This window comes from Candidatus Palauibacter sp., from assembly GCF_965222475.1.
Taxonomy (GTDB): domain Bacteria; phylum Gemmatimonadota; class Gemmatimonadetes; order Palauibacterales; family Palauibacteraceae; genus Palauibacter.
In genome coordinates this window covers 184,833-206,854 of sequence record NZ_CBDCUB010000002.1, presented here as the reverse complement: position 1 = coordinate 206,854, position 22,022 = coordinate 184,833, and the positions used below count along the sequence as shown (strand labels likewise).

General features: G+C 69.5%; 15 protein-coding genes and 1 pseudogene. 10 read left to right on the top strand and 6 right to left on the bottom strand.

The features are described 5' to 3' along the window. Nucleotide 1: 1 nt before the first annotated feature. Nucleotides 2-580 (bottom strand): hypothetical protein, encoded by a 579-nt coding sequence (locus ACOQPP_RS06205; protein WP_419165216.1) that lies wholly within the window; start codon nt 578-580, stop codon nt 2-4. A 150-nt stretch (nt 581-730) separates the two neighbouring features. Between ACOQPP_RS06205 and ACOQPP_RS06200 the strand changes: the two genes are divergently transcribed. The 7 genes from ACOQPP_RS06200 to ACOQPP_RS06170 all read left to right on the top strand — a co-directional run bounded on the left by ACOQPP_RS06200 (nt 731) and on the right by ACOQPP_RS06170 (nt 8,923). Continuing rightward, nucleotides 731-1,774, top strand: coding sequence for a M14 family zinc carboxypeptidase (locus tag ACOQPP_RS06200; protein ID WP_420636047.1), 1,044 nt, complete (start codon nt 731-733; stop codon nt 1,772-1,774). A 6-nt stretch (nt 1,775-1,780) separates the two neighbouring features. Further along, complete coding sequence (locus ACOQPP_RS06195) at nt 1,781-3,604, top strand: M66 family metalloprotease (RefSeq protein ID WP_420636046.1); 1,824 nt, start codon at nt 1,781-1,783, stop codon at nt 3,602-3,604. Continuing rightward, nucleotides 3,601-4,161 (top strand): hypothetical protein, encoded by a 561-nt coding sequence (locus tag ACOQPP_RS06190; protein ID WP_420636045.1) that lies wholly within the window; start codon nt 3,601-3,603, stop codon nt 4,159-4,161. Before ACOQPP_RS06195 ends, ACOQPP_RS06190 begins: the two co-directional genes overlap by 4 nt. Before the next feature lie 40 nt (nt 4,162-4,201). Beyond that, nucleotides 4,202-6,169 (top strand): S9 family peptidase, encoded by a 1,968-nt coding sequence (locus ACOQPP_RS06185; RefSeq protein ID WP_420636044.1) that lies wholly within the window; start codon nt 4,202-4,204, stop codon nt 6,167-6,169. After that, on the top strand, nt 6,166-6,660 hold the full coding sequence (locus ACOQPP_RS06180) for a hypothetical protein (RefSeq protein WP_420636043.1): 495 nt from the start codon (nt 6,166-6,168) through the stop codon (nt 6,658-6,660). Before ACOQPP_RS06185 ends, ACOQPP_RS06180 begins: the two co-directional genes overlap by 4 nt. Further along, a complete protein-coding gene (locus ACOQPP_RS06175; RefSeq protein WP_420636042.1) occupies nt 6,657-8,594 on the top strand; it encodes a prolyl oligopeptidase family serine peptidase in 1,938 nt (645 codons plus the stop codon). Before ACOQPP_RS06180 ends, ACOQPP_RS06175 begins: the two co-directional genes overlap by 4 nt. Nucleotides 8,595-8,716: 122 nt before the next feature. Then, nucleotides 8,717-8,923, top strand: coding sequence for a hypothetical protein (locus tag ACOQPP_RS06170; protein WP_419165223.1), 207 nt, complete (start codon nt 8,717-8,719; stop codon nt 8,921-8,923). Between the two features lie 10 nt (nt 8,924-8,933). Here the strand turns inward: ACOQPP_RS06170 and ACOQPP_RS06165 are convergent, their stop codons facing one another. The 5 genes and pseudogenes from ACOQPP_RS06165 to ACOQPP_RS06145 all read right to left on the bottom strand — a co-directional run bounded on the left by ACOQPP_RS06165 (nt 8,934) and on the right by ACOQPP_RS06145 (nt 16,229). After that, nucleotides 8,934-10,640 (bottom strand): serine hydrolase, encoded by a 1,707-nt coding sequence (locus ACOQPP_RS06165; protein ID WP_419165224.1) that lies wholly within the window; start codon nt 10,638-10,640, stop codon nt 8,934-8,936. 252 nt (nt 10,641-10,892) lie between these two features. Then, a pseudogene (locus tag ACOQPP_RS06160) lies at nt 10,893-11,054 on the bottom strand (DNA-binding protein); the annotation flags it as partial. Continuing rightward, nucleotides 11,044-13,374 (bottom strand): PQQ-dependent dehydrogenase, methanol/ethanol family, encoded by a 2,331-nt coding sequence (locus ACOQPP_RS06155; protein WP_420636227.1) that lies wholly within the window; start codon nt 13,372-13,374, stop codon nt 11,044-11,046. The pseudogene ACOQPP_RS06160 and the gene ACOQPP_RS06155, both read right to left, overlap by 11 nt. 137 nt (nt 13,375-13,511) lie before the next feature. Beyond that, entirely contained in the window at nt 13,512-15,581 is a 2,070-nt protein-coding gene (locus tag ACOQPP_RS06150) for a prolyl oligopeptidase family serine peptidase (protein ID WP_420636041.1), read from the bottom strand. A 33-nt stretch (nt 15,582-15,614) separates the two neighbouring features. Next, entirely contained in the window at nt 15,615-16,229 is a 615-nt protein-coding gene (locus ACOQPP_RS06145; protein ID WP_420636040.1) for a DUF6962 family protein, read from the bottom strand. Nucleotides 16,230-16,897: 668 nt separating this feature from the next. On the opposite strand from ACOQPP_RS06145, the gene ACOQPP_RS06140 reads away from it, so the two are divergent. The 3 genes from ACOQPP_RS06140 to ACOQPP_RS06130 all read left to right on the top strand — a co-directional run bounded on the left by ACOQPP_RS06140 (nt 16,898) and on the right by ACOQPP_RS06130 (nt 22,020). Further along, nucleotides 16,898-17,980, top strand: a complete 1,083-nt coding sequence (locus tag ACOQPP_RS06140) for a S9 family peptidase (protein ID WP_419165229.1) — start codon at nt 16,898-16,900, stop codon at nt 17,978-17,980. Between the two features lie 31 nt (nt 17,981-18,011). After that, the gene (locus ACOQPP_RS06135) at nt 18,012-21,242 is read left to right on the top strand and encodes a leucine-rich repeat domain-containing protein (protein WP_420636039.1); all 3,231 of its coding nucleotides are present in this window, start codon (nt 18,012-18,014) and stop codon (nt 21,240-21,242) included. A 127-nt stretch (nt 21,243-21,369) separates the two neighbouring features. Then, nucleotides 21,370-22,020 (top strand): Ig-like domain-containing protein, encoded by a 651-nt coding sequence (locus ACOQPP_RS06130; protein WP_420636038.1) that lies wholly within the window; start codon nt 21,370-21,372, stop codon nt 22,018-22,020. Nucleotides 22,021-22,022: the final 2 nt, after the last annotated feature.

Here is a 22,022-nt window from a genome sequence, read left to right as displayed (position 1 = left end):
GTCAGGGCTCCGCGCCGTACTTGTCGCGATGTAGCTCGGCCGCCCGGGCGGACCACTCGGTCAGCCGGACGCGCGCCCCGAACCCCTCACCCAGCTCATCGATGTCCCGGGCGCTCCACAGAGCAATGTCCCGATACGTCTTGTGGCCCAGCTCCCTGAGCCGCCTCTCGAAGGCGGGCCCGATCCCCTTGATCCGCTTCAGATCGTCCGTCTCTCTCGGCGCCTGGGCGGCGGCGGAGCCGGACGGACGGGAACGGAAACGCTCTTTCCGCGCCCCCCTCTCCGCCGGCCGCGTTCTTGCGGGCGCCCGCCCGCTGGTCTCGAATCTCGACAGACGTGCGTGGAGCCGGTCGCGTTCGGCCTCCAGCCTCTTCCGCCGCACGTCGGAATCGGCCTTCACCCGTTCCAGCACGCGCCGCGCGTCGTCCTCGACGGCGGCGACGCAATTGTCGAAGTTTCGCTTGAGCGTCAGCTCTCGCCCGGCGATGTGTCGGCCACGGATCCACCACCCGAGGAGGAAACCCGCCCCTGCCACGAGCATCAGGAATGGTATCGCCGCCAGCGTAAGAGGCTCGATCATCGCTCGGGACGGGGTCCGGGGCCGAGGTTCATCCTCCGTCCGCGACTGTGTGACGCGGAGGGGACGTGAATGTAGGGTTCATGCGGAGGCAGCCCAACCCCGAAGGAGGTCGACATCGCGATCCGGTTCGCGGGACGTTTCGACGAGATCGTGGTCGCCGAGCAATCCCTCCCGGAGTGGGGGGTTGCGCTCGGGATGTCGCGGGAGGGGCGGCCGATCTTCGGTCACCGCTTCGGCCGCGGCCCCGCGGCCGTGAGCCTCCTCGGCGGCTGTCATGCGGACGAGCCCGTCGGGCCCCGCCTCCTGCGCCGCCTCGCCGGATACCTGGCGGGACTCGAGGCGGACGATCCCATGCTCACGCGCTATCAGTGGTGGATCATTCCTCATATCAATCCCGATGGGGAACTCCGGAACGCGGCTTGGCAGGACCCGGACGCCGTCGGCTACGACCTCGGGCGGTATCTGAACGGGGCCGCGCGAGAGCTTCCGGGCGACGATATCGAGTTCGGCTTCCCGCGCGACCCCGGCGATTCGGGCGCTCGCCCCGAGAACCGGGCGGCGTACGGCTGGTGGCGTTCCGCCGATCGTCCATTCGTGCTCCACGCCTCGCTGCACGGCACGCGATTCGCGGCGGGGCCGTTCTTCCTCATCGACCGCGCCTGGGAGCACCGCTGTGAAGGGCTGAAGACGGCCTGCCGCGAGCACGCCGAGAGGCTCGGCTACGTGCTCCACGATGTCGAGCGACATGGCGAGAAGGGGTTCTTCCGGTTCGAGCGAGGCTTCGCATCACGTCCGGATTCGAAACGCATGGCCGCGCACTTCGAGGAACGCGGCGACTTCGAGACGGCGTCCCGCTTCCGGCCGAGTTCGATGGAAACCGTGCGCTCGTGCGGGTATGATACCCTCACGCTCGTACCCGAGATGCCGCTCTTCCTCCTCCCCGGCGTCGGCGATGCGCCGGGACCGCCGGATCCGGTGGCGGAACGCTGGTACGCGCGGCTCGATGCCTGGAGGCTGGAGTTGTCGAGAGGATGCGCGCCCGAATCGATCACCCGCGACGCGACGGCCGAAGGTCTCGTCGCGATGCCGGTTCGCGATCAGATGGCCTTCCAGTGGACGTTCATCACGGCGGGGCTGCGGCAGATTCGCGACCCCCGGGATGGAGAGGGATGGTTGAGGCGACATGATGGTTGAGGCGACATGATGGTTGAGGCGACGAGACCGGTTCTTCGAACGGTGGCGGTGGCCCTGTCCCTCGCCGCGTGCGGAGACCTCGCGTCGCAGCCGGATCGCATCCCGCGGATTCTGGAGATCCTGCCGCCGGATACGAGCGTTCTCGAGGGTGAGAGCGCCGGGTATCGGCTGAGGGTGCTGGACGAGGACGGCGTGGCGTTCCGCAATATCCCCTCATGGGCGCCGCCGGAGTGGTCCGTTTCCGACCCGGTGGTCGCCACCGTCGGGCCGGATGGCCGGGCGCAGGGCCTCGAGGCCGGCCACGAGGTACGGGTTCGGGCGGAGCTCGCCCGGTTGAGCGCCGGAGCCCGGCTGCGCGTGAACCCCCGCAGCGTGAAGATCGAGGCCGCCGCGGTTCACATGACGCAGGCGGTCCAGACGCTCGGCGGGGACGTGCCCCTGATCGCGGGCCGGGCCGCGCTCCTTCGCGTCTTCGTCGCGGGCGACCGGACGAGCTTCTTCCGGCCTCGCCCGCTGGCCACGTTCTACGAAGACGGCGCGCCGATCCACACGATGCGCCTGGATCCGGCCCTGGATCGGATACCGGTTGCCGTCGACGAGGGCCGGCTCGATCGATCCTTCAACGGGGAGGTGCCGGGGTGGGTCCTGCAGCCGGGGGTGGAGTTGGCGGTGGAACTGGACCCGGAGGGGATCGTCCCCGCGATCACGGGGAGTGACTTGCGGGTGCCCGCCCAGGGACGGCTGGTTCTCGATGTACGCGCGGTTCCGACCCTGGACCTGACCGTGGTGCCCGTGCTGCACGCCCTGGACGACCGGGCGGTACTGACCTGGGTCGACGGGATCACCGCCACGGGCCCCAAGATGACGTTCATCCGCTCCATCCTGCCCGTCGGGGAGCTGGAGGTTACGGTCCACGAGCCCTACCGCACGTCGGCGGACCTCACGACGAGCGGAGGCTGGTTCGAGGTCATCCGCGAGATCAACGTGCTTCGCCTCGTCGAGGGAGGGAGAGGCTACTACTACGGCGCCTTCGCGAGGCCCTCGGACGCTCCGTACGGGGGTCTGGGCTACATCGGTCGGCCGACCAGCGTGGGCCAACTCGATCTGGATACGTTCGCCCATGAACTGGGCCACAACATGGGGTTGCGGCACGCGCCCTGCGGCAGCGCGAGCAATCCCGATCCGAACTTCCCCTACCAGGACGGCTCGATCGGAGCGTTCGGGTACGAGACCCGCGCCGGGATCACGCAGATCGTGGACCCTTCCGAGTATCGGGACCTGATGACGTACTGCGATCCCAGCTGGATCAGCGACTACCACTTCGTGCGGGCACTGAACTTCCGTGTGTCGCGGGAGTCGCTTACACCGACCGATGCTCCCGAGACGACGCTGCTCCTCTGGGGGAGTATCGGAGAGGACGGGCTCCTGCTCGAGCCCTCCTTCATCATCGAGGCGCCCCGAAGGCTGCCGGTCGAGGACGGCCCTTACCGCGTGGAGGGCTTCGACCGCGGCGGGCGACGCCTCTTCTCGCTCGCGTTCTCGCCGGATGAACTCGAGTTCGGAGGGGGGCAGTTCGCGTTCGCCATCCCGTACGAGGCGGCCTGGGCGGGGCGGGGCGGGCTCGACCGGATCCGGCTCGCGGGCCCGGAAGGTTCGGTCGCGCTGCCGCGGTCCGGGGGGCGCCGGGTGGCCCTGGTCACGGACCCCGACACGGGCCGCCTGCGCGGCGTGCTCCGGGACGGGGCGGAGACGCCCGCCTGGGCGGCCGGCATGGATGTCGTGCTGAGCGACGGGGTGCCGGGCGGCGGGATCTCGGGGCCGCGCGAATGAGCGCGCGCGGGAGTCGGGCGGGCCGCGGGGTGGCCCTGGGGATGGCCGCCGCGTTGACCGCCGGTGCCGCCGTCGCGCAGCAGACCTCGGCGGAAGTGCGCGGCGGGTGGATGGTGGGGAACCACACGTCCACCGAGGCGGGTCTCGAGTGGGTGCCGGAGTTTTCGTACGAAATCCGCGTCAGGAGGCAGGTGCGCCCGGGGATCACGCTCGCGGCCGGCTACATCCGGACCGCGTTCGGCTGCGAGGAGGGGTTCTGTCGGGGGAGCGAGCCGACGGTGACCGGAAACCACGCCGCCATCGGGGCGGAACTGTTCCGGGGCGCGCTCTGGGCGCGGATCGGTGCCCTCTACGGCGCCATCCGCGTAGGAACGCAAGGGGAAGCGCCGCAAGCCGGCCTCGGTGTCGAGGCGGGCGCGGGGATCCGGATCCGCGTCGGCCGGCTGCGCCTCGGGCCGGGTGTGTCCTGGCGCCGCATGTTCGCCAATACGCCCTCCAGTGCCGACCACGCCGTCGCGCTGGGGATCGATCTGGGCGTAGGATTGGACCTGGACTAGCTTCCGCGCCAAAGGCGCCGACAGAACCCCGGAGGGTCGGATGAACCGCTCACACCCCCCGCCCCGAGCCTCGCGACTCTTCCTCTCCACGCTCCATGCGACGGCGCTTGCCTCCGCCCTCTGCGCCCGCCCGGCCTTCGCGCAATCGCTCGACGACTGGCTGAGCGTGTCGCGGGTCGGGGAGTTCGTGTGGTCCGCCGACGGGGACGCCTTCTACTACACATCGAACGCGCACGATTCGGGCACGCTGGCGATCTTCCGCATCGCTTCGGATGGCGGCGATCCCGAGGGGCTCGCCTGGCCACCGGAAGGCACCCGTCCGGAGCCGGCGCAGAGCCTCGGAATGTCTCCCGGCGGCGATGAACTCGTCTTCGTCTCCGCCCGCTACTTCCAGGGCTACGACAACCTGTGGCGGATCCCCACCGCCCCATCGGGTGCCGCGCCGACCCCGATCACCTTCAACGACGCGGTCATCGAGACGGCGCCGACGCTCTCGGCGGACGGCCGCACGGTCGCCTACCAGGTCCGCACCCCTGCGGGCCCGCGGATCTTCCTCCGGGATCTCGCCGACTCCCGCGCCTGGCCCCGTCTCTTCACGACGGGCGACGCGAACGAGACCTCGCCCCGCTTCTCCCCGGACGGTCGCTTCATCGCCTTTTCCAGCGGCGGCGACATCCGGATCCGGGCCGTGGGCGGCACCGAGAGTCGCGTGATCGTGGACCCCGCGATCGGAGGGGGGAACGGCGGCTTCGCGTGGTCGCCGGACGGCACCCGGCTCGCCTTCGCGAATGGTCGCAGCGGGTGGGCCCAGGTCGCGGTCGTCCGGATCGAAACCGGCGACGTGACGCCGATCACGTACGACGAGCGCGAGCACGGCGGCATCTCCTGGTCTCCCGACGGGCGCCGGCTCGTCTTCACCCGCTCCGACGCGTCCGGCTTCTCGAACCAGGTCGTGGTCGCCCCGGCGGACGGGATGGGGGCGACGCGCGCGATCACGGGCGGGAAGGGCCGGCGCTCCCGGCCCCGCTTCTCACCCGATGGAGACGAACTCGCCTGGATCGAGCAGTCGGACACCCGCACCCCGGACATCTGGAAGACCGCCTGGAACGGCGGAGAGTGGGGCGAGCGGCCGGTCCAGGTCACGAATTCGATGGGACGCATCGACCCGGAGCGGCTGAGCGAGGCGGAGGAGGTGTACTACCCGGGCCCCGACAACCTGCCGATCCCGACGCTCCTCTACCGCCCTCGTGACTTCGACCCGTCCCGCACGTATCCGGTGATCGTCCGCCTCCACGGCCACCCCGGGCAGTGGAACCACTCGTTCGAGATGATGCGCCAGTACTGGGTGCAGCGCGGCTTCGTCGTCGCGGCCCCCAACCCGCGCGGAAGTCGCGGCTTCGGGCAGGGCTTCCACGATCTCCACATCGCGGACTACGGCGGGGTCGAGTTCCAGGATGTGATGAACGTCCTCCCCTTCCTCGAGGGGCTCGGCTACGTCGACATGACGCGCAAGGCGACGTGGGGCGGATCGGGCGGCGGCTACATGAGCCTCGTCATCGCCACGGAGGCGCCGGACGCGTTCCAGGCGCAGGTGATCCGCGCGCCGGTCTCCGAGTGGCGCCTGCTCGCCAACGACCGTTTCGCCGCCTCGGGACGGCACTGGACGGCCAGCCGCACCCCGCGTCGCGAGCGTTCGGAGTTCGGCGGGCCGTACGAGGAGATCCCGGAGGAATACGAGGAACGATCGCCCGTCAACTTCGTCGACAACGTGCAGGTTCCGCAGTTGCTCCTGCAGGGTCTGAGGGACGCCGCCGTGCCCCCGCGCCAGTCCCAGGTGTGGGCGGAGCGGATGCGCGAGGCGGGGAAGGGCGACCTCCTCTCCTACATCGAGTATCCGGACGAGGATCACAGCCTGAGGCGCTACAAGGCGACCGTGCGCGACATCCTCGAACGCATGGACGCGCTCTTCGCCCGACACCTGCGACCGAACACGGAGTCCGCGCCATGAGAGCTCGACTGGCCGCGCTGATCGCTCTTACAGCCGTCCTCTGCGCCTCCATGCCCGCGTCCGCGCAATCGTACGATGTCCTGATCCGGAACGGGCGGGTGCTCGACGGTTCGGGGAATCCGTACTTCCGCGCGGACATAGGGATCCGCGGCGACGAGATCGTGGCCGTCGGCGACCTCCCCGGAGCGACCGCGGACCGGGTCGTGGACGCGGCGGGGAAGTACGTGACGCCCGGCTTCATCGCCCTCCAAAAGCTGGTGGGGAAGACGCTGGCGGAGGTGTCGGCGGAGCGCGGGGAGACGCCGTTCGAGACGGCGATCTGGCTGCGGATGAACGGTTTCGACCGCCCGGGCGGCGTCCTCTGGATGGCGCAGGCGGTGGGGACCGAGGACATCGTCGTGAACGGCGAGTTCGTGGTGGACGACGGGGCGCCGACGGACGCCCTCACGGGAGAGGTGCTGCGCCGGCCGGGGTCGAAGGCGGCGGCGTGAACGACGCGAATCGGTTTCCCGGAACCCCGTGGATCGCCTCGCTGATCCTGGCGTCGGGGGCGTGCGTGGCACCTGGCGATGCGGTACCCGGGGGCGGCGGGCCGGCGGAACTCGACCTCACGCTCGACAACATCCACCGGACCAACGCGGGCGTGCGCGGCGTCGCGATCTCGCCGGACGGCCGGTATCTCGCGGTCTCCGGCTCTGGACCCGGGGGTTCGGGTCTGTACCTCTCGGAGCGGGGCGACGCGGGCGGGTTCGGGTCGCCCGGCTTCTGGCTCCAGGGCTCGAACCCGGCCTGGGCGCCCGCAGGCGACCGGATCGCCTTCGCGGCGGGCGGCGAGATCCGGGTCGCGGAGGTCGGCGATGTCGAAGCGCGCCCCGTGATGGACGCCATGGAGGGCGTGCGGGCGCCCGCGTTCTCCCCGGATGGACGGACCATCGCCTTCTACTCGACGGAGAGCGGCCACCAGGATGTCTGGCTGGTGCCGGCCGACGGCTCGGGCCCCCCGCGCCAGTTGACCGACGCCGCGATGGCGCTCGACGATCCGCGCTTCGCGCCCGCCTGGTCTCCGGATGGGGGCGAACTCGTCTACGTCTCGAACGCCTCCGACTACTGGCGCGACGACCTCTGGATCGTCGAGGTCGAAACCGGGGACCGTCGGCAGCTCACGCGGACGCTGATGGCGATGTCCACGCCCGTCTGGTCCCCCGAGGGCGACCGGATCGCCGTGTTCGGCACCGCCAGGGACGAATACTGGTACGAAGACCTTTCCTACATCTACGTGGTCGAGGACCTGGACGCTGCGGCCGGGCCCGCGGAGCGGATCGTGGACATGCAGGTCTACGCCACCGACGCGGCCGTGCGGCACGCCCCGTCGTGGTCGGCGGACGGCGGGTCCATCTACTTCCCCTACCTGGAACGCGGCACGGTGAACGTGTGGGCGGTGCCCGCCGCGGGCGGCGTGGCCACGCGCGTCACGCACATGGAGGGGACGATTTGCGGCCTCAGCCATGCCGCGGGCGCCGGGAGCCTCGCCTTCGTCCACGCGTCGCCGACGCGGGGAGGGGAAGCGTACGCCCTGGATCTCATCGGCGGGGTCCCGCAGCGGCTGACCTCGTTCGCCCCCGTCTGGCGGTCCGTCGAGGCGCCCCGGGAGATCGCCTATTCCAGCTTCGATGGACTCCGGATCCAGGGTTTCCTGTACCGCCCGCCGCAGCTTGCCGAGGGAGCGAGTTGTCCGGCCCTCGTCCAGGTGCACGGAGGCGGGACGAATTCCTACCAGCAGGGTCTGAACCTCACCGAGCAGTACCTCGCCTCGAAAGGGTTCGTGGTGCTCGCGATCAACTACCGGGGGGGATCGGGGTTCGGGCGCGAGTTCCAGGATCTTTCCGTCGAGGACTGGCTGTGGGACCAGGCGCGGGATGCGGGCGCGGCGGCCGACTTCCTCCGCACCCTCCCCTATGTGAACGGCAAGGTGGGGATCTACGGCGGCAGCTACGGGGGGAGCATGTCGCTGTCGGCGATCAGCCTCACGCCCGACAAGTTCAATGCGGCGGTCCCCATGCGGGGCGCCTACTCGAAGCTGAACACGCTCGAGTACACGGACCGGCTGGGGAAGATCTTCTCCGTCACCGGGCACGGCGGCACCCCCGAAGAGCGGCCCGACACGTACGCGAAGAGCAACGTCGTGTCGCGCATCGCAGACATCACCGCCCCCGTGCTGCTGATGCATGGGGAACTCGACCGCCGGGTGCCGATCCAGAACTTCGAGCACGCCGTGGCCGAATTCGAGCGACTCGGGAAGAGCGTCGAGGTGAAGACGTACCCGGACGAAGCACACGGTTTCCGGAACCCCGACAACCGCGTCGACACCTATTCGCGTCTGGAGGAGTTCTTCACCCGCCATCTCGGCGGCTGCGCCGCGGACTGAAGCGCGCTCCCGCCCGGCGGGAAACCGGGCGCGCGCGCCTCTCGTACGAGGTCACCGTGAGGGCGGGCGACCGCCGACCGCCGCTTCGATGACGTCTCGAGAGAAGATTCGAGGGGATAGACGTGAGGAATCCACCTGCCGCCGCCATCATGAGCTTTCTCGTCCCCGGTCTGGGGCAGTTCTACAACGGGAAGATCCTGCGCGGGCTGTTCTGGTTGCTCGTGACCCCCGGCCTGTGGATCGGCACGGGTGGCGCGTGGGGCTGGGTCTGCCACCTGGTGTCCGCCGCGACGGCGTACGGCTACGCGAAGAGGTTCTCCGGCCGCTGATCCGGGTCCCTCAGGGGATGCGTTCGAAGCGGCCGTAGTAGTCCATCTCGACGCCGGTCACGCGTGCCATGTCGTCCAGCACGAATGAGACGCCGATCCGAACGTCGCCGAACCACGCGTCGAATCGGTCGACATGCCAATGCTCGAGGGGCATCTGGACTGGCCGTTCCCGACCATCGAACTCGGCGACCAGCCGGGGCGCGTCCGTGGGCTGTCCGGCCGAGCCGGCAGCTCCATTCGCCGACCCACTGCCGCTGGCGCCCGCCGAGGCACTCGCAGCCGGACGCTCGTGCAGCCCGGGCGTCCCGTCCCAGCGCCCCAGGCGGCCCTCCGCGGGCATGAGGGGCGGAACCGGTTCGTCCGTCAGGCGAATGCGGAGTTCACCCGCATAGCCGTTGTGATAGGTCCCGGCGTACGCCTCGAGCGGCACGGAAGGACCCTGGTCGAGCCGGGCGGCCTGACGCTCCGCCTCCGCCTCGAAGACCCGCCGGTTCCCCTCGGCGACGCTCCGCTCGTGTTCCGCATGCCAGTCGCGGCTCCGCAGTTCCTCGGTACCCAGGAAGCGTCCGAGCGCCCACTGCGTGAGCACCCAGGGAAGCTCGGAGTTCCGGTTGGTCGTCGCCCACACGCCGAACCCGTGTTCCGGCGCCAGCGCGATCGAGCAGTTGAACCCGAGTGCGTTCCCGCCATGACCGACGGCGGTGACGTTCCCGAACCTCCCCGTGGACCAACCCATCGCGTACGCTCCGGGTCCCTCGAACGGCATCCAGCTACTCGGGTTCGGTATCACCGTGTGCGGCGTATGCATGAGTTCCACCGACGAGCGGGAGAGCGGCGGGTTCGGGTGGGTACCGACGTGGAACCGCATCCACTCGGTGATCTCGTCCGCCGACGTGATCACACCGCCCGAGGGCACCGTCACGTCCTCGGCGTACTGCCAGGGCACGGGCTCCAGCGGCAGCCCCGTGGTCGCCGCGTTCCCCTGGAACCTCCGTTCAATGATGGCGTGCGGCTCGGCGTGATTGGGACTGGCGTTGGCGGGCCCCATGCGCGCCGTCGTCGTTGTCATGCCCAGCGGATTCCAGAGCCGCTCACGCGCGTAGGAATCCCAGTCCGTTCCCGAAATGGTCTCAACGAGATGACCCGTCAACACGAGCATGTCGTTCGTATAGCCGTAACGATCCCGGAACTGATGGGCGGGCTCGATGTGGGGGAGTCGGGTCAGATAGTCGCGCCGGTCCACGACAAGCGGGCGCAGCGGCTGGTTGCTCCCGGTCCCAACCCGGTGCGTGACGATGTCGCGAACGCGGATCTCCTGCGTCGTCCACGGATCGTGCAGGCGGAACCACGGGACATGGTCCGTGATGCGGTCGTCCCATGACAGCCTGCCGTCCTCGACCAGGGCGGCCAACGTCGCCGCCCCGAAGGCCTTGGAGCACGACCCGATGCTGAACAGCGTCCCTCCGTCCACGCGTTCGGCCGTCCCCAGCTCGCGGACGCCGTAGCCGGTGGAGAGGAAACTCTCACCGTTGTGTACGATGGCCAGGCCCAGACCGGGTACCTCCCAGCGTGCCATGGCGTCCTCGACCCACGCGTCGATCTCCTCGACCGAGGGAGGGGGTGGGGCGGACGACTGCGCGTGCACACCCGAGGCTGGAAGCAGCAAAGCCGTCTGCACCACCACGAGCAGGGCCAACAGTCTTCTGGATGACGGCATCTGAACCTACCCTCTCATCGTTCGGTGCATCCCGGATGGGCGATCTTCTACGGTTCCGTCAAGACGGCGTGCTGGTCAAGACGTGGTGTCGTGCGCTGGTCCGGCGCGTCGGCGACCGTGGTAGAGGCGACCCAGGACCTCTGGTCCCAACGTCACGGGAGCGTCAGACACAGCGAGTTCCAGAAGCAGGTCGCGTCGTGGCGCCGAGTACAGGACCGACGCATCGAGCAGGGCGGTGAAACTGCCCAAGCGTCAGTAACCCAATCCAAGTTCCTGCGCCTGAGCCGCGAGCTCGTCCAGGACTTGGCGGCGATCTTGGTCGATTCGCTCCTTGTAATCCAGCCCGTCATCGAGCCGAACGCGCCGGTGCGTCCCAACCTTGTGGTAAGGAATCTTCCGTGTCTCAAGGAGTTGAGTCGCCAGGAAGTCCGAACACCCACAGGACGGCGCCGGCCGCCGTCACGATGCGCTGTTCGCCGTCCACCTCGAACGACATCGGGTTCGTGCGGACGGCGGCGCCCGCCTGGAAGTCCCACAGCGGTTCTCCCGTCTCCGCGTCGAGCGCGAAGATGTTGCCCTCGTTGCTCCCGCCGAAGACGAGGCCGCCCCGCGTGGCCATGACCCCGGCCCACGGAGGGGAGAGCAGGGGAAACTCCCACCTGACGTCTCCGGTGAGTACGTCCAGCGCCTTGACCGCCCCGCTCGCGTCGTCGCCCGACAGAGCCTGCTCGCCACCACCGAGGAACGGCTGTCCCGGCTCGTACTCGATTTCGGACTTGTAGTAGACGGCCCCCATGATCCGGGTCGCCTGATAGAAGAGCCCGGTATCGGGGCTGTACGAAGGGCTGAACCAGTTCGCGGACCCCTGGAGGCTCGGCCACACGAGGTTGCCCTCCTCGGTCGGCTCGGTGCCCGGGATCACGATCGGGCGGCCGTTCTCGTCGAGACCCTCCGCCCATGTCTGCTTCGAGTACTCGACCCCGTGCAGGAACTCGCCCGTCTCGCGGTCGAGCACGTAGTAGAAGGCGTTCCGGTTCGCCGTCACGAGCAGCTTGCGCGGCTCTCCCTCCCAATCGGCGTCGACGAGCACCTGGATCTCCGTCGCGTCCCAGTCGTGCGTGTCGTGGGGCGTGTACTGGAAGTACCACTGGATCTCGCCGGTGTCGGGATCGAGGGCCAGGATGCAGTTCGTGTACAGGTTGTCGCCGGGGCGAGCGTCCCCGTTCCAGTCGGGCGCCGGGTTCCCGGTCGGCCAGTAGAGCAGGTCGAGTTCGGGGTCGTAGGAGCCCGTGAGCCACGTCGACCCGCCGCCGTGCTCCCAGCTGTCGCCGCCCCACGTCTCGCTCCCCGGCTCGCCGGGCCGGGGGATCGTGTACGTCCGCCACACGAGGGCGCCGGTCTCGGCATCGTAGGCGTCGATGAAGCCGTTCGCGCCCGCCTCGGCGCCGGACATGCCGACGATGACCTTCCCGCCGAGCGCGAGCGGGGCCAGGGTCATCGAGAAGCCGAGATCGTTGTCCGCGACCTCCACCTCCCAGCGGACCGCACCCGAGCGGGCGTCCAGCGCCACGAGGCGGGCGTCGAGCGTACCCACGAAGAGGGTTTCGTCGAGGATGGCGACGCCACGGTTCACGCGCGGAAAGCCGATGTTCTTCGTGGAGGCCGGCACGTCAGCGGACCAGTACCAGAGGCGGCGGCCCGTCCGCGCATCGAGGGCGCTCACGTTGCTCGGCGGCTCCGTCACGTACATCACGCCGTCGACCACCACCGGCGTCGTCTCGATGAGTCCGCCGCTCATCTGGTAGGCCCAGATCACCTTGAGGTCGCCCACGTTTTCCCGGTGGATCCGGTCGAGGGCCGAGAAACGGTGCGAGGCGTAGTTGCCCGAATACGTGAGCCAGTTGTGGGGTTCGGCGTCGGCGTTCACGAGGCGCTCGAAGGGCACCTGAGCGGCGACCCCCGCGAGGCCTCCCGCGCAGAGGAGCACGCACGCCGCGAGCGCGGAACCTGCCACGAGGGCGGCGGGCCGGGGCCGCGTCATGATCCCTCTCCCAGAGCCGCGAGGTAGGCGACGAGATCGTCGATGTCCGCTGCCGTCATGTTCTCCGCGGCGGGCATCAGCGAGTGGTCCAGTTGCTTCTCGAGTTGCACGAGGTCTTCCTTGCGCAGCGAAACCGTGCGGCCCGAGATGGACCGCAGCTGAATCGTGAAATCGTCCTCTGTTGACGCGCATGCCGGTGATGACGCGCCCAGCGCGCGTGACCGCCCGGATCGGCAGGTATCCCCTGAATCCCCGCAGAATCCCCCGCCTGGAGACCGGAAGCTCCACCTCCGGCGTCCTCAGCGCCGCGTAAAGGTAGTCGGCGCCGCGCCGAAGCCCGATCCCCGTGAGTTCGGGGCCGATGCCGGCGCCTCGGCCGTCGACGACGTGGCAGGAGTAGCAGTCACCGGCGGCGGAGAACACCTCGCCCCCTCGCGCCGCGTCTCCCGCGATCTCCACGGCGGTGCCCTCCCCGACGGAAAGGACGTGGGCGGCGACGAGTTCCACCTCGAGGTCGGGGAGGAGATTCCCCCGCGTTCCCGGCATGCCGGTGCCCGGGATTCCGCGCCGGATCACCCGGACCATGGACGCATGATCCGGTGCGCGGGAAAGGGTGGGGCGCGTGAGACTCGGCCCCTCGCCTCCCTGTCCGAGCATCCCGTGGCAGCGCCCGCAGTGGGCCTGGTAGAGCATCTCGCCGCGGACGAGGCCGGCTTCCGTCACCTCGGGCGGCTCCTGGCCCAGGCCGGGGCCGGCCGGCACCAACGCGCCCGCCACGAGCGCGAGACCGCACAGGCTCAGTCCCTGGCGTCTCCCTCGGCGACGGAACGTCACGGGACGAGCGCCTCCGGCTCCAGAACCCAGCGTTCGAGCCAGACGACGTTCCGGGACATGAGATCTCGCTGTAGGCGAGGTGACCTTACTCCGTGTGGCTGATCAGGATACAGGACCAACTCCGTGGGCGCCTTCCCGATCGCGCGCACCGCCTCGAAGAACTGAATACTCTGTTCGGCCGGCACCCTCTCATCCTTCTCCCCCACCTGAATCAGGAGCGGTGTCGACACGTTTTCCACATGACGGTATGCGGAGCGCTCCTCGTACAGTTCCCAATCCTCCCACGGTTTCGGGCCGAGGTAGGTGTGGTAGAACTCGGGGATGTCCGTCTGCGAGTACATCGAGATCAGGTCGTTGGCGCCCGCCCCCGCGCTCGCCGCCTTGAAGCGGTCGGTCTGCGTGATCCCCCAGTAGGTGTGGTGCCCGCCGAAGCTCCACCCGCTGACGGCGAGCCGGTCGGGGTCGGCGATCCCGCGCTCGATCATCGCGTCCACGCCGGAGTCGATGTCGATCCAGTCGCGCCCGGAGATGTCCCCGCGATTGAGGCCGCGGAAACGCTCCCCGTAGCCGCTCGAGCCCCGATAGTTCGGTTGCAGGACGGCCAATCCCATGCCGGCGTAGACCTGTACCGGATAGGCGCCCCGCGTCCCGTTGAAGCGGTCCGAGGAGATGCCGGAGGGGCCGCCGTGGATCACGAGGACGAGCGGGACGCGGTCCCCCTCCTCGTAGCCGACAGGGAGGATGAGCACGCCTTCGATCTCCTCGCCCCCGGCGCGCGAACTCCAGCGTTCGACCCGCTGCTCGCCGAGCGCCAGGTCGGCCACCCGGGGGTTGACGTCGGTCAGCCGTTCAGGGCGGAAGTCGGCGCTTCCCGTCACGAAGATGTCCGGGGGAGCGGCGCCGTCCTCGGCCGTGAAGGCGAGGACGCTCCCGTCATCGGACGTGGAAGCGCCGGTGTAGTAGTGCCGTCCGTCCGTGAGATCGAGCGGTGCGCCCGCCGCGGCTCCGTCCTCGAGGTCGATCCGGTACAGCGTCGCGCCCGTGCGCCGGGCCGCCGCGACGATGAGCCGCGAGCCGTCGACGCGCACGAGGTTCGCGTTCGCGTCCAGCCCGGCCGTGAGCGAGACCGCCTCCAGGGCCGTGCCGTCTTCCGCGAACGGCACGCGCCACAGCTGGCGATTGAAGGTGCCGAGCAGATGTCCGGAGCCGGACACGATGAGGCCGGCCTCGTCGTCCCACGCGACCGGGTTCTCCCCGCCCTCCATCGAGGTGACGCTGCGCGCCTCGGTCTCCGGGCCCGACTGCACGTAGGTCGCCCCGTGGTAGTTCGTCCGCAGCACGGGTGACGAGCGCGCGCCGAACGCGAGCGCTCGCGAATCGGGGGACCACACGAGGGCCTGCACATGGAGGCCGTCCGGCGACCACCTCACCGCCTCGCCCGCCACGTCGTCCTCCAGTTCGGCGACGTAGAGCTGCGACCACTGGTCCGTGTAGACGGAATCCCACACCATCGGGCGGCCGCGGAGTTCCTCGAGTTCGCGGTCGGCCTCGGTGGGCGGCGGACTCGCGGTGAATCCGAGCCGCCGACCATCGGGGGCGAAGCGGAAGCCTCCGACGGATGTCTCGTGAGACGTCACCTGCCACGCCTCGCCTCCATCGGGGCGGATCCCGTAGACCTGCCGCTCCCCTTCGCGGTCCGAGGAGAAGGCGAGCCAGTCCCCCGAGGGGTGCCAGACGGGCGAGTCATCGGAACCCGGGCGGAAGGTGAGCTGGCGGGCGTCGGCGGGGCCGCCCGTCGCCGGCACGACCCAAACGTCCGTCTCCTGCCGGTCCTCCTCCATGTCCCGTCCGGTCACGACGTACGCCACCCAGCGGCCATCCGGGCTCATGGAGAGCTGGGACAGGCTCTTCAACTCGAGAACATCCTCGACCGTCATCGGACGGGCGTCCTGCGCCGAGAGCGGGGCGGGCCCCGGGCGGAAGCCCGGATCGCCGGAGGGACCGACCGAGACGAGCAGGAGACCGATCGCGAAGGGGCGAAAGCCCGGGGAGATCACGGCACGCATGGCACTCACCTGAGGTTCGGGACTCGTCTCACGTTACTCGCCGCTCACGCCCCGGAACAACAGGACGAACGCGACCGCCTGCACGACGTGGTACAGCGCGTTGTGGTCGAACCAGACTGGATGGATCGGGATCTGCAGTTGCTGGATCGCGGCGGCGGCGAAGGTCAGCCCGAAACCGATCAGCGCCTCGCGGCGGCTCGGGGTTGGCCCCCGCCGGTACAACCGGGCGAAACGCACCGTCAGATAGATGACCGCGGGCAGGTAGAAGACGATCGCCATCGCGAACGCCTGCCGCCCCGCGAGCACGAGCGCGACCCACGCGACGAAGGCGGCCAGCACGATCCGTGTGAGCCGCCGGCCGCCGGCCGAGATTCCGCCCACGCGCGCGCCCAGCCCCCACGCGGCGAGACCCGTCGCCCCCACCGCGAGGATGGTGGCGGGCCAGAGGACGCGGTAGCCGAGCGTCGTCGCGTCGCCGAAGAACCCGTGCACCGTCCCTCCGAACAGCGCCGCCGCGCCCGCGCCGGCGAAGAGCCCGATCGCCCACGGCCGCAGTTCCGCCCTCACCCTGGATCCGGCCCGCCAGGCGAGGACCGCGCAGAGCAGGGTCAGCCCGTAGTCGGTCAGCGTTACGGCAGGCTCGGTCACGGTCGTGCGGCCTCCAGGTGCGGCTACAAGTGCTGGAAGAATCGTCGCATCGTCCCCTTCATCGGTATTGTCGCGCCGGGGCGGAGGGCAATACTCATGGAAAACCGCCGGAGCCGCGATCTCTGCCGTTTACCCGACGCAGGAGGAACGGTGTCGCGACCTTCGCCGTCTCTCACCCTCGAAAACATCTTCAGGGGAGGCGGTGGGGCGGGACGTGCCGTCCTCTCGCCCGACGGGGAGATGATCGCGGTTTCGGGGCCGGCACCCGACGGCGGAAGCGGGATTTACCCGGTGCCGGCGGGAGCGGAGGCCGACGGTCCCTCCACCTTCTGGCTCCGCGGCGGCTCGCAGACCTGGTCCCCCGATGGAGAGCGGATCGCGTTCCTCACCGGGGGCGCGCTCCACGTCGGCGCGGCCGGCGGGACGAGTGGGGCGGTCGTTGCACGACGACGTGTGGCTGATCGACACGGGAACCCTCGAGGCGCACCGGATGTCGACCTCGCTCATGGCCTCGTCGAATCCCGTGTGGTCCCCGGACGGATCGAGCCTCGTCCTCATGGGGACGGCGAAGGACGAGTACTGGTACCAGGATCTCGCTTATCCATACCGCATCGACCTCGATTTCTCCGGGCCGGCCCCGAAGAGCGGCGCGCGAGGCGCCGATCGAGATGCAGATATGCGCGACCGACGCGATCATGCGCTTCGATCCGCACTGGTCGGGAGACGGAGAGCGGATCCATTTCCCGTACCGGCAGCGGGGCGCGTTCGAACTCTGGTCGGTTCCGGCCACCGGCGGCGTGGCCACGCGCGTGACGAACGTGGGCGGCGCCCGGTCGTCGCTGCACGCGACCCCGGACGGGCGACGCGCGGTCTTCGCCCGGGACGCGTCGACCGAGGGCAGGGAAGCCTGGCTACTGGACCTGGAGGGGGGGACGCCGCGGAGGCTGACGTCGTTCTCGCCCCGCCTCGCCGGCGTCCAGCGGCCCACGGAGATCTCGTTCCGGAGCTTCGACGGGCTCTACGTGCGGGGCTTCCTGTATCTGCCGCCCGCGATCCGGCGCGCGCTCGCCGACGGCACCGAACCTCCCAGCTACCCGGCGCTCGTGCAGGTGCACGGGGGCGGGACGAACTCGTACCTGCGGGGGACGAACCCCGTCAAGCAGTATCTCGCGAACGAGGGGTTCGTCGTGCTGGCCATCAACTATCGGGGCGGTTCGGGCTTCGGGCGCGAGTTCCAGGACCTCTCCATCGAGGATTGGCTCAACGACCAGTCCAGAGATCCGGGGGCGGCTGCGGACTGGCTGCGGAGCCAGGCATACGTCAACGGGCGCGTGGGGATCTACGGCGGGAGCTACGGCGGCATGCAGTCCATGTCCGCCATCACGCGCACGCCCGACAAGTTCGACGCGGCCGTGCCGATGCGCGGCATCTACTCCGAGGCGAAGACGCTGCCCTACGCGGACCGGGTCGGGAAGATCTTCGCGATCACGGGACACGGGGGCACGCCGGATGCACGCCCCGAGATCTACGCCAAGACCGAGACCCTCGACCGCATGGACCGGATCACCGCGCCCGTCCTCATCATGCACGGCGAATACGATGTAAGGGCCCCGTTCGAGAACTTCGAACTCGCGGTCGAGCGGCTGGAGGCGCTTGGCAAGGAGTTCGAGTCGACGACGTACCCGCAAGGCAGCGGTGGTATGCGGTATGCATGTGCATTATTCTATACATTCCAGGAGGCATCGAGTTGAAGACGGTCTTCCCACAACCCGCGGGCACAGCATGAGACACTCCACGGCGAATCCAGACGAACGCATCGTACGCACCCCTCGAAACATCGTGCTGTCGACTGCCCTCCTCGGCGCGCTGTTCGGGCTACTCTCCTGCGGCGGGGAGGACACTACGGCGCCACCCCCGACTGCGCCTCCGTCGGCTCCAACGCCGAGCCGGGTCACCATCGAGCCCGAGCAGATCGTCGTCGTGGCGGGCGACACCGTCCGTCTGAGGGGCCGCGTCCTGGATGAGCGGTCACGGATCATCTCCGATGCCCCGCTGACGTGGACGAGCAGCGATCCGGCGGTCGCGTCCGTCGATGCGTCGGGCCTCGTGACCGGGATCAAGGAGGGACAGGCGAGCATCACCGCCACGTCCGGACCAGTCAACGCCTCCGCGCCCGCGGTGGTGCAGAGCCTGGACCGCGCGACGCTCATGGACCTCCACGACGCGGCCGGCGGAGCGAGCTGGACGAACCGGGAGAACTGGGGGTCCGAAGGACCGATCGGCAGCTGGTACGGCGTCGAGGCGAACGCGGACGCCCGCGTGACGGCGCTGCGCCTGAGCGAGAACGGGCTGAGCGGGCAGCTCCCTGAAGACCTCGGAAATCTGGCCTTCCTCACCGAACTGCGGGTGAACGGAAACGAGGGCCTCTCGGGTCCCATCCCGTCCTCTCTCGCCGCGCTGGCGATTCAGCAACTTCAGTACGGCGGCACGATGCTGTGCACGGTGAGAGACGAGGCGTTCCAGGCGTGGCTGAACGCCATTCCGACGCGCGACGGCGAGTTCATCGCCTGCAACGAGGAACGGTCGGACCTCATGAAGCTCTACGAAGCCATGGGCGGACCGAGCTGGACGGAATCGGAGAACTGGGGGACCGACGTGCCGCTCGGGAACTGGTTCGGCATCGCCGTCGATTCGACGACGGGGCGGGTCACGCAGATCGACCTGAACCGCAACAACCTCTCGGGAACGGTCCCTCCGGAGATCCGATACTTCCCGCACGTGCGGCTGCTGCGCCTGGACTACAACCGCCTCGAAGGCGAAATCCCGCCGGAAATCGGCGAACTTACCGAGCTGCGGCGGATGGACATGGACGGCAACGAGTTCAAGGGCCAGATCCCGCCCGAGATCGGGAACCTCGTGAACCTCAGAACACTCTGGATGGGCGGGAACCAAATGAGCGGCCCCATCCCGCCCGAGCTTGGCCAGATCGACAGCCTGCGGATACTCCACCTGTATGAGGCCCGGTTCGACGGTTCGATTCCGGAGGAGTTCGGCGCGTTGACCGAGCTGCTGTGGCTGGACGTAAGCGACACCCGCATCGATGGCCCGGTGCCCGGGACCCTGGGAGCACTCGAGAAGCTCCAAAGGCTCGAACTTACCGGGAACAGGCTGTCGGGCCCCCTTCCGGCGGAGCTTGGCCAGATCGACAGCCTGCGGATACTCCAGCTCAACGACAACATGATCGACGGCCCCCTCCCGGCGGAGCTTGGCCAACTCGACAGCCTCCTCCAGATCTCGGCGCAGAACAACATGTTGTCCGGCCCGGTGCCGCCGGAGTTCGGTGGCATGGACGCCCTGATCTGGTTGCACATCCAGAACAATCCCGACCTGTCGGGGCCGCTGCCGGATGAACTGACGTCGATGACGGCACTCGAGGAACTGATCGCGTACGACACCGGGCTGTGCGCACCCGCCGAGCCCGAGTTCCGAGCCTGGCTGAACGACGTGGTCGCGAAGTGGCGCGTCCAGTCGTGCGGGGCGGAGGGACACGCCGAGGCCTACCTGACGCAGGCGACACAATCGCGCGAGTACCCGGTCCCGCTCGTGGCCGGCGAGAGCGCGCTGTTGCGCGTCTTCGTCATGTCCGAAGCGACGACGACCGAGAACATCCCGCCGGTGCGGGCCACCTTCTTCGTGGACGGGGCGGAGGTGCACGTGGCGAACATCCCCGCCGGATCGTCCGCGATCCCGACGGAAGTGCAGGTGGGCGAACTCGACCTGTCGGCCAACGCCGAGATCCCCGCCGAGGTGATTCAGCCGGGCCTGGAGATGGTAGTGGAGGTCGACCCCGACGGGACCGTCGATGCGGCGCTCGGCGTGGCGAAGCGCATCCCCGCCGAAGGGCGGGCGGCGGTGGAGGTGAGGGAGGTGCCCCCGATGTACCTGACCCTGGTTCCGTTCGTCTCGACCGCGGACAACAACCGGGAGGCCGAAGTGTTCGTCGCCGGCGCCACGGCGGACGACGACCTCTTCTTCGAGACGCGAACCCTGCTTCCGGTGGGTGCTTTCGAGATCACGAAACACCCGAGCGTGACGGTCAGCTCGAACAACATCTTCGATATGCTGGACGAGATGGATCGAATCCGGATGTTGGAGGAGGGGACTGGACACTGGATGGGTCTCAACGCGAACCCCGCGGGGGCCGCGGGCGTCGCGTACCTGGGGGCCATCCCCAACCCCAACCGCAGCAAGATCAGCGTCTCCCTGTTGAGCGAGTCCACGATCGCGCACGAACTGGGACACAACCTGAACCTGAGCCATGCGGACTGCGGCGACCCCGCGGGCGTAGACCTGACCTTCCCGTACGACAACGCGCGGACGGGCGTGTGGGGATACGATCCGCGCGACGGAGGGTCGCTGGTGCCCCCCGACCTGGCGGATCACATGAGCTACTGCGATCCGGCGTGGGTCAGCGACTACTACTTCACGAACGCGCTGCGCTTCCGGCTCGTGGATACGGTCGAGGTGTGGCCGGCCGCTTCACGGACCCTGATCGTCTCGGGCGGCGCCGCCGCGGACGGGACACTCCACCTCGACCCTGCCTTCGTCGTCGAGACGACGCCCGTCGTGCCGCGCTTCGGGGGGCCGTACGAGCTGACCGGCAGGCGCGCGGATGGCAGCGAGCTGTTCTCGGTCAGCTTCGATATGCAGGAGATGTGGGACGGCGACGGGCGCTCCGGCTTCACCTTCGCGCTTCCGGTCCAGGCCGAGTGGGGGTCGGAGCTGGCGAGCCTCGCGCTCACCGGGCCAGGGGGCACGGTCGAGATGCGGGAGGGGAGCGAACCGCCGATGGCGATCATGCGCGACCCGGTGACGGGCCACGTGCGGGCCATCCTGCGCGACCTGCCGGCCGGCGCCATGGGCCCCGGGGCCCTCGATGCGCTGGCCCCCGAGCCGGGGCTGAACATCATGGTCAGCGGCGGGCTGCCCGGCTCGGCGGCCTGGAGGCGCTGAGGTCGGCCCAGGCGCCTCCGGAGGGCGTCTCCAGGTACAGCCGCAAGGCACCGGGCCGCGCGTTCCGTCTCTCAGGGCGGGGCGCGCGGCCCGGCGCGGCTTTGGTATCCTTGCGGATGATAGCCCGTTGACGACCCGCCGGCCCGGTGGCGAACCCATCGCAAGGCAGACCAGCACGACTTCCGGCCGGAGTTTCCGCGCCACACGCGGCCGGCTGGCCCGGCACGGTGCAGCCCTCGCCGTTATCCTGGCGCTCCTCTCCTGCGGCGAGGGCGTCACGCCGCCTCCCCCACCTCCCCCCGCGCCCGCGCCGCAGCCGGCCACGGTCACGCTGGAGCCGAATCCGGCCGTGGTCGTTGCGGCCGACACCGTCCGCCTGGTGGCGCGCGTCCTGGACGAACGTGCCCGGGTCATCTCCGGTGCGCCCGTGACATGGACGAGCGGCGATCCTGCGGTCGCGACGGTTGATGCCACCGGTCTCGTGACGGGCCTCAAGGAGGGACGGGCGAGCGTCACCGCCACCTCCGGGCCCGCCACGGCGTCCGCGCCCCTCACGGTCCGGAGCCAGGACCGCGCCACGCTCATCGACGTGTACGACGCGGCGGGCGGAGGCGGCTGGACCGGGAAGGACAGCTGGACGACGGACGCGCCGCTCGGAAGCTGGTTCGGGGTCGAGGCCAATCCGGACGGGCGGGTGCTGGCGCTGCGCCTCAGCGAGAACGGACTGCGCGGCCAACTTCCGCGGAACCTCGGGACCTCGCCCTCCTCACCGAACTGAGA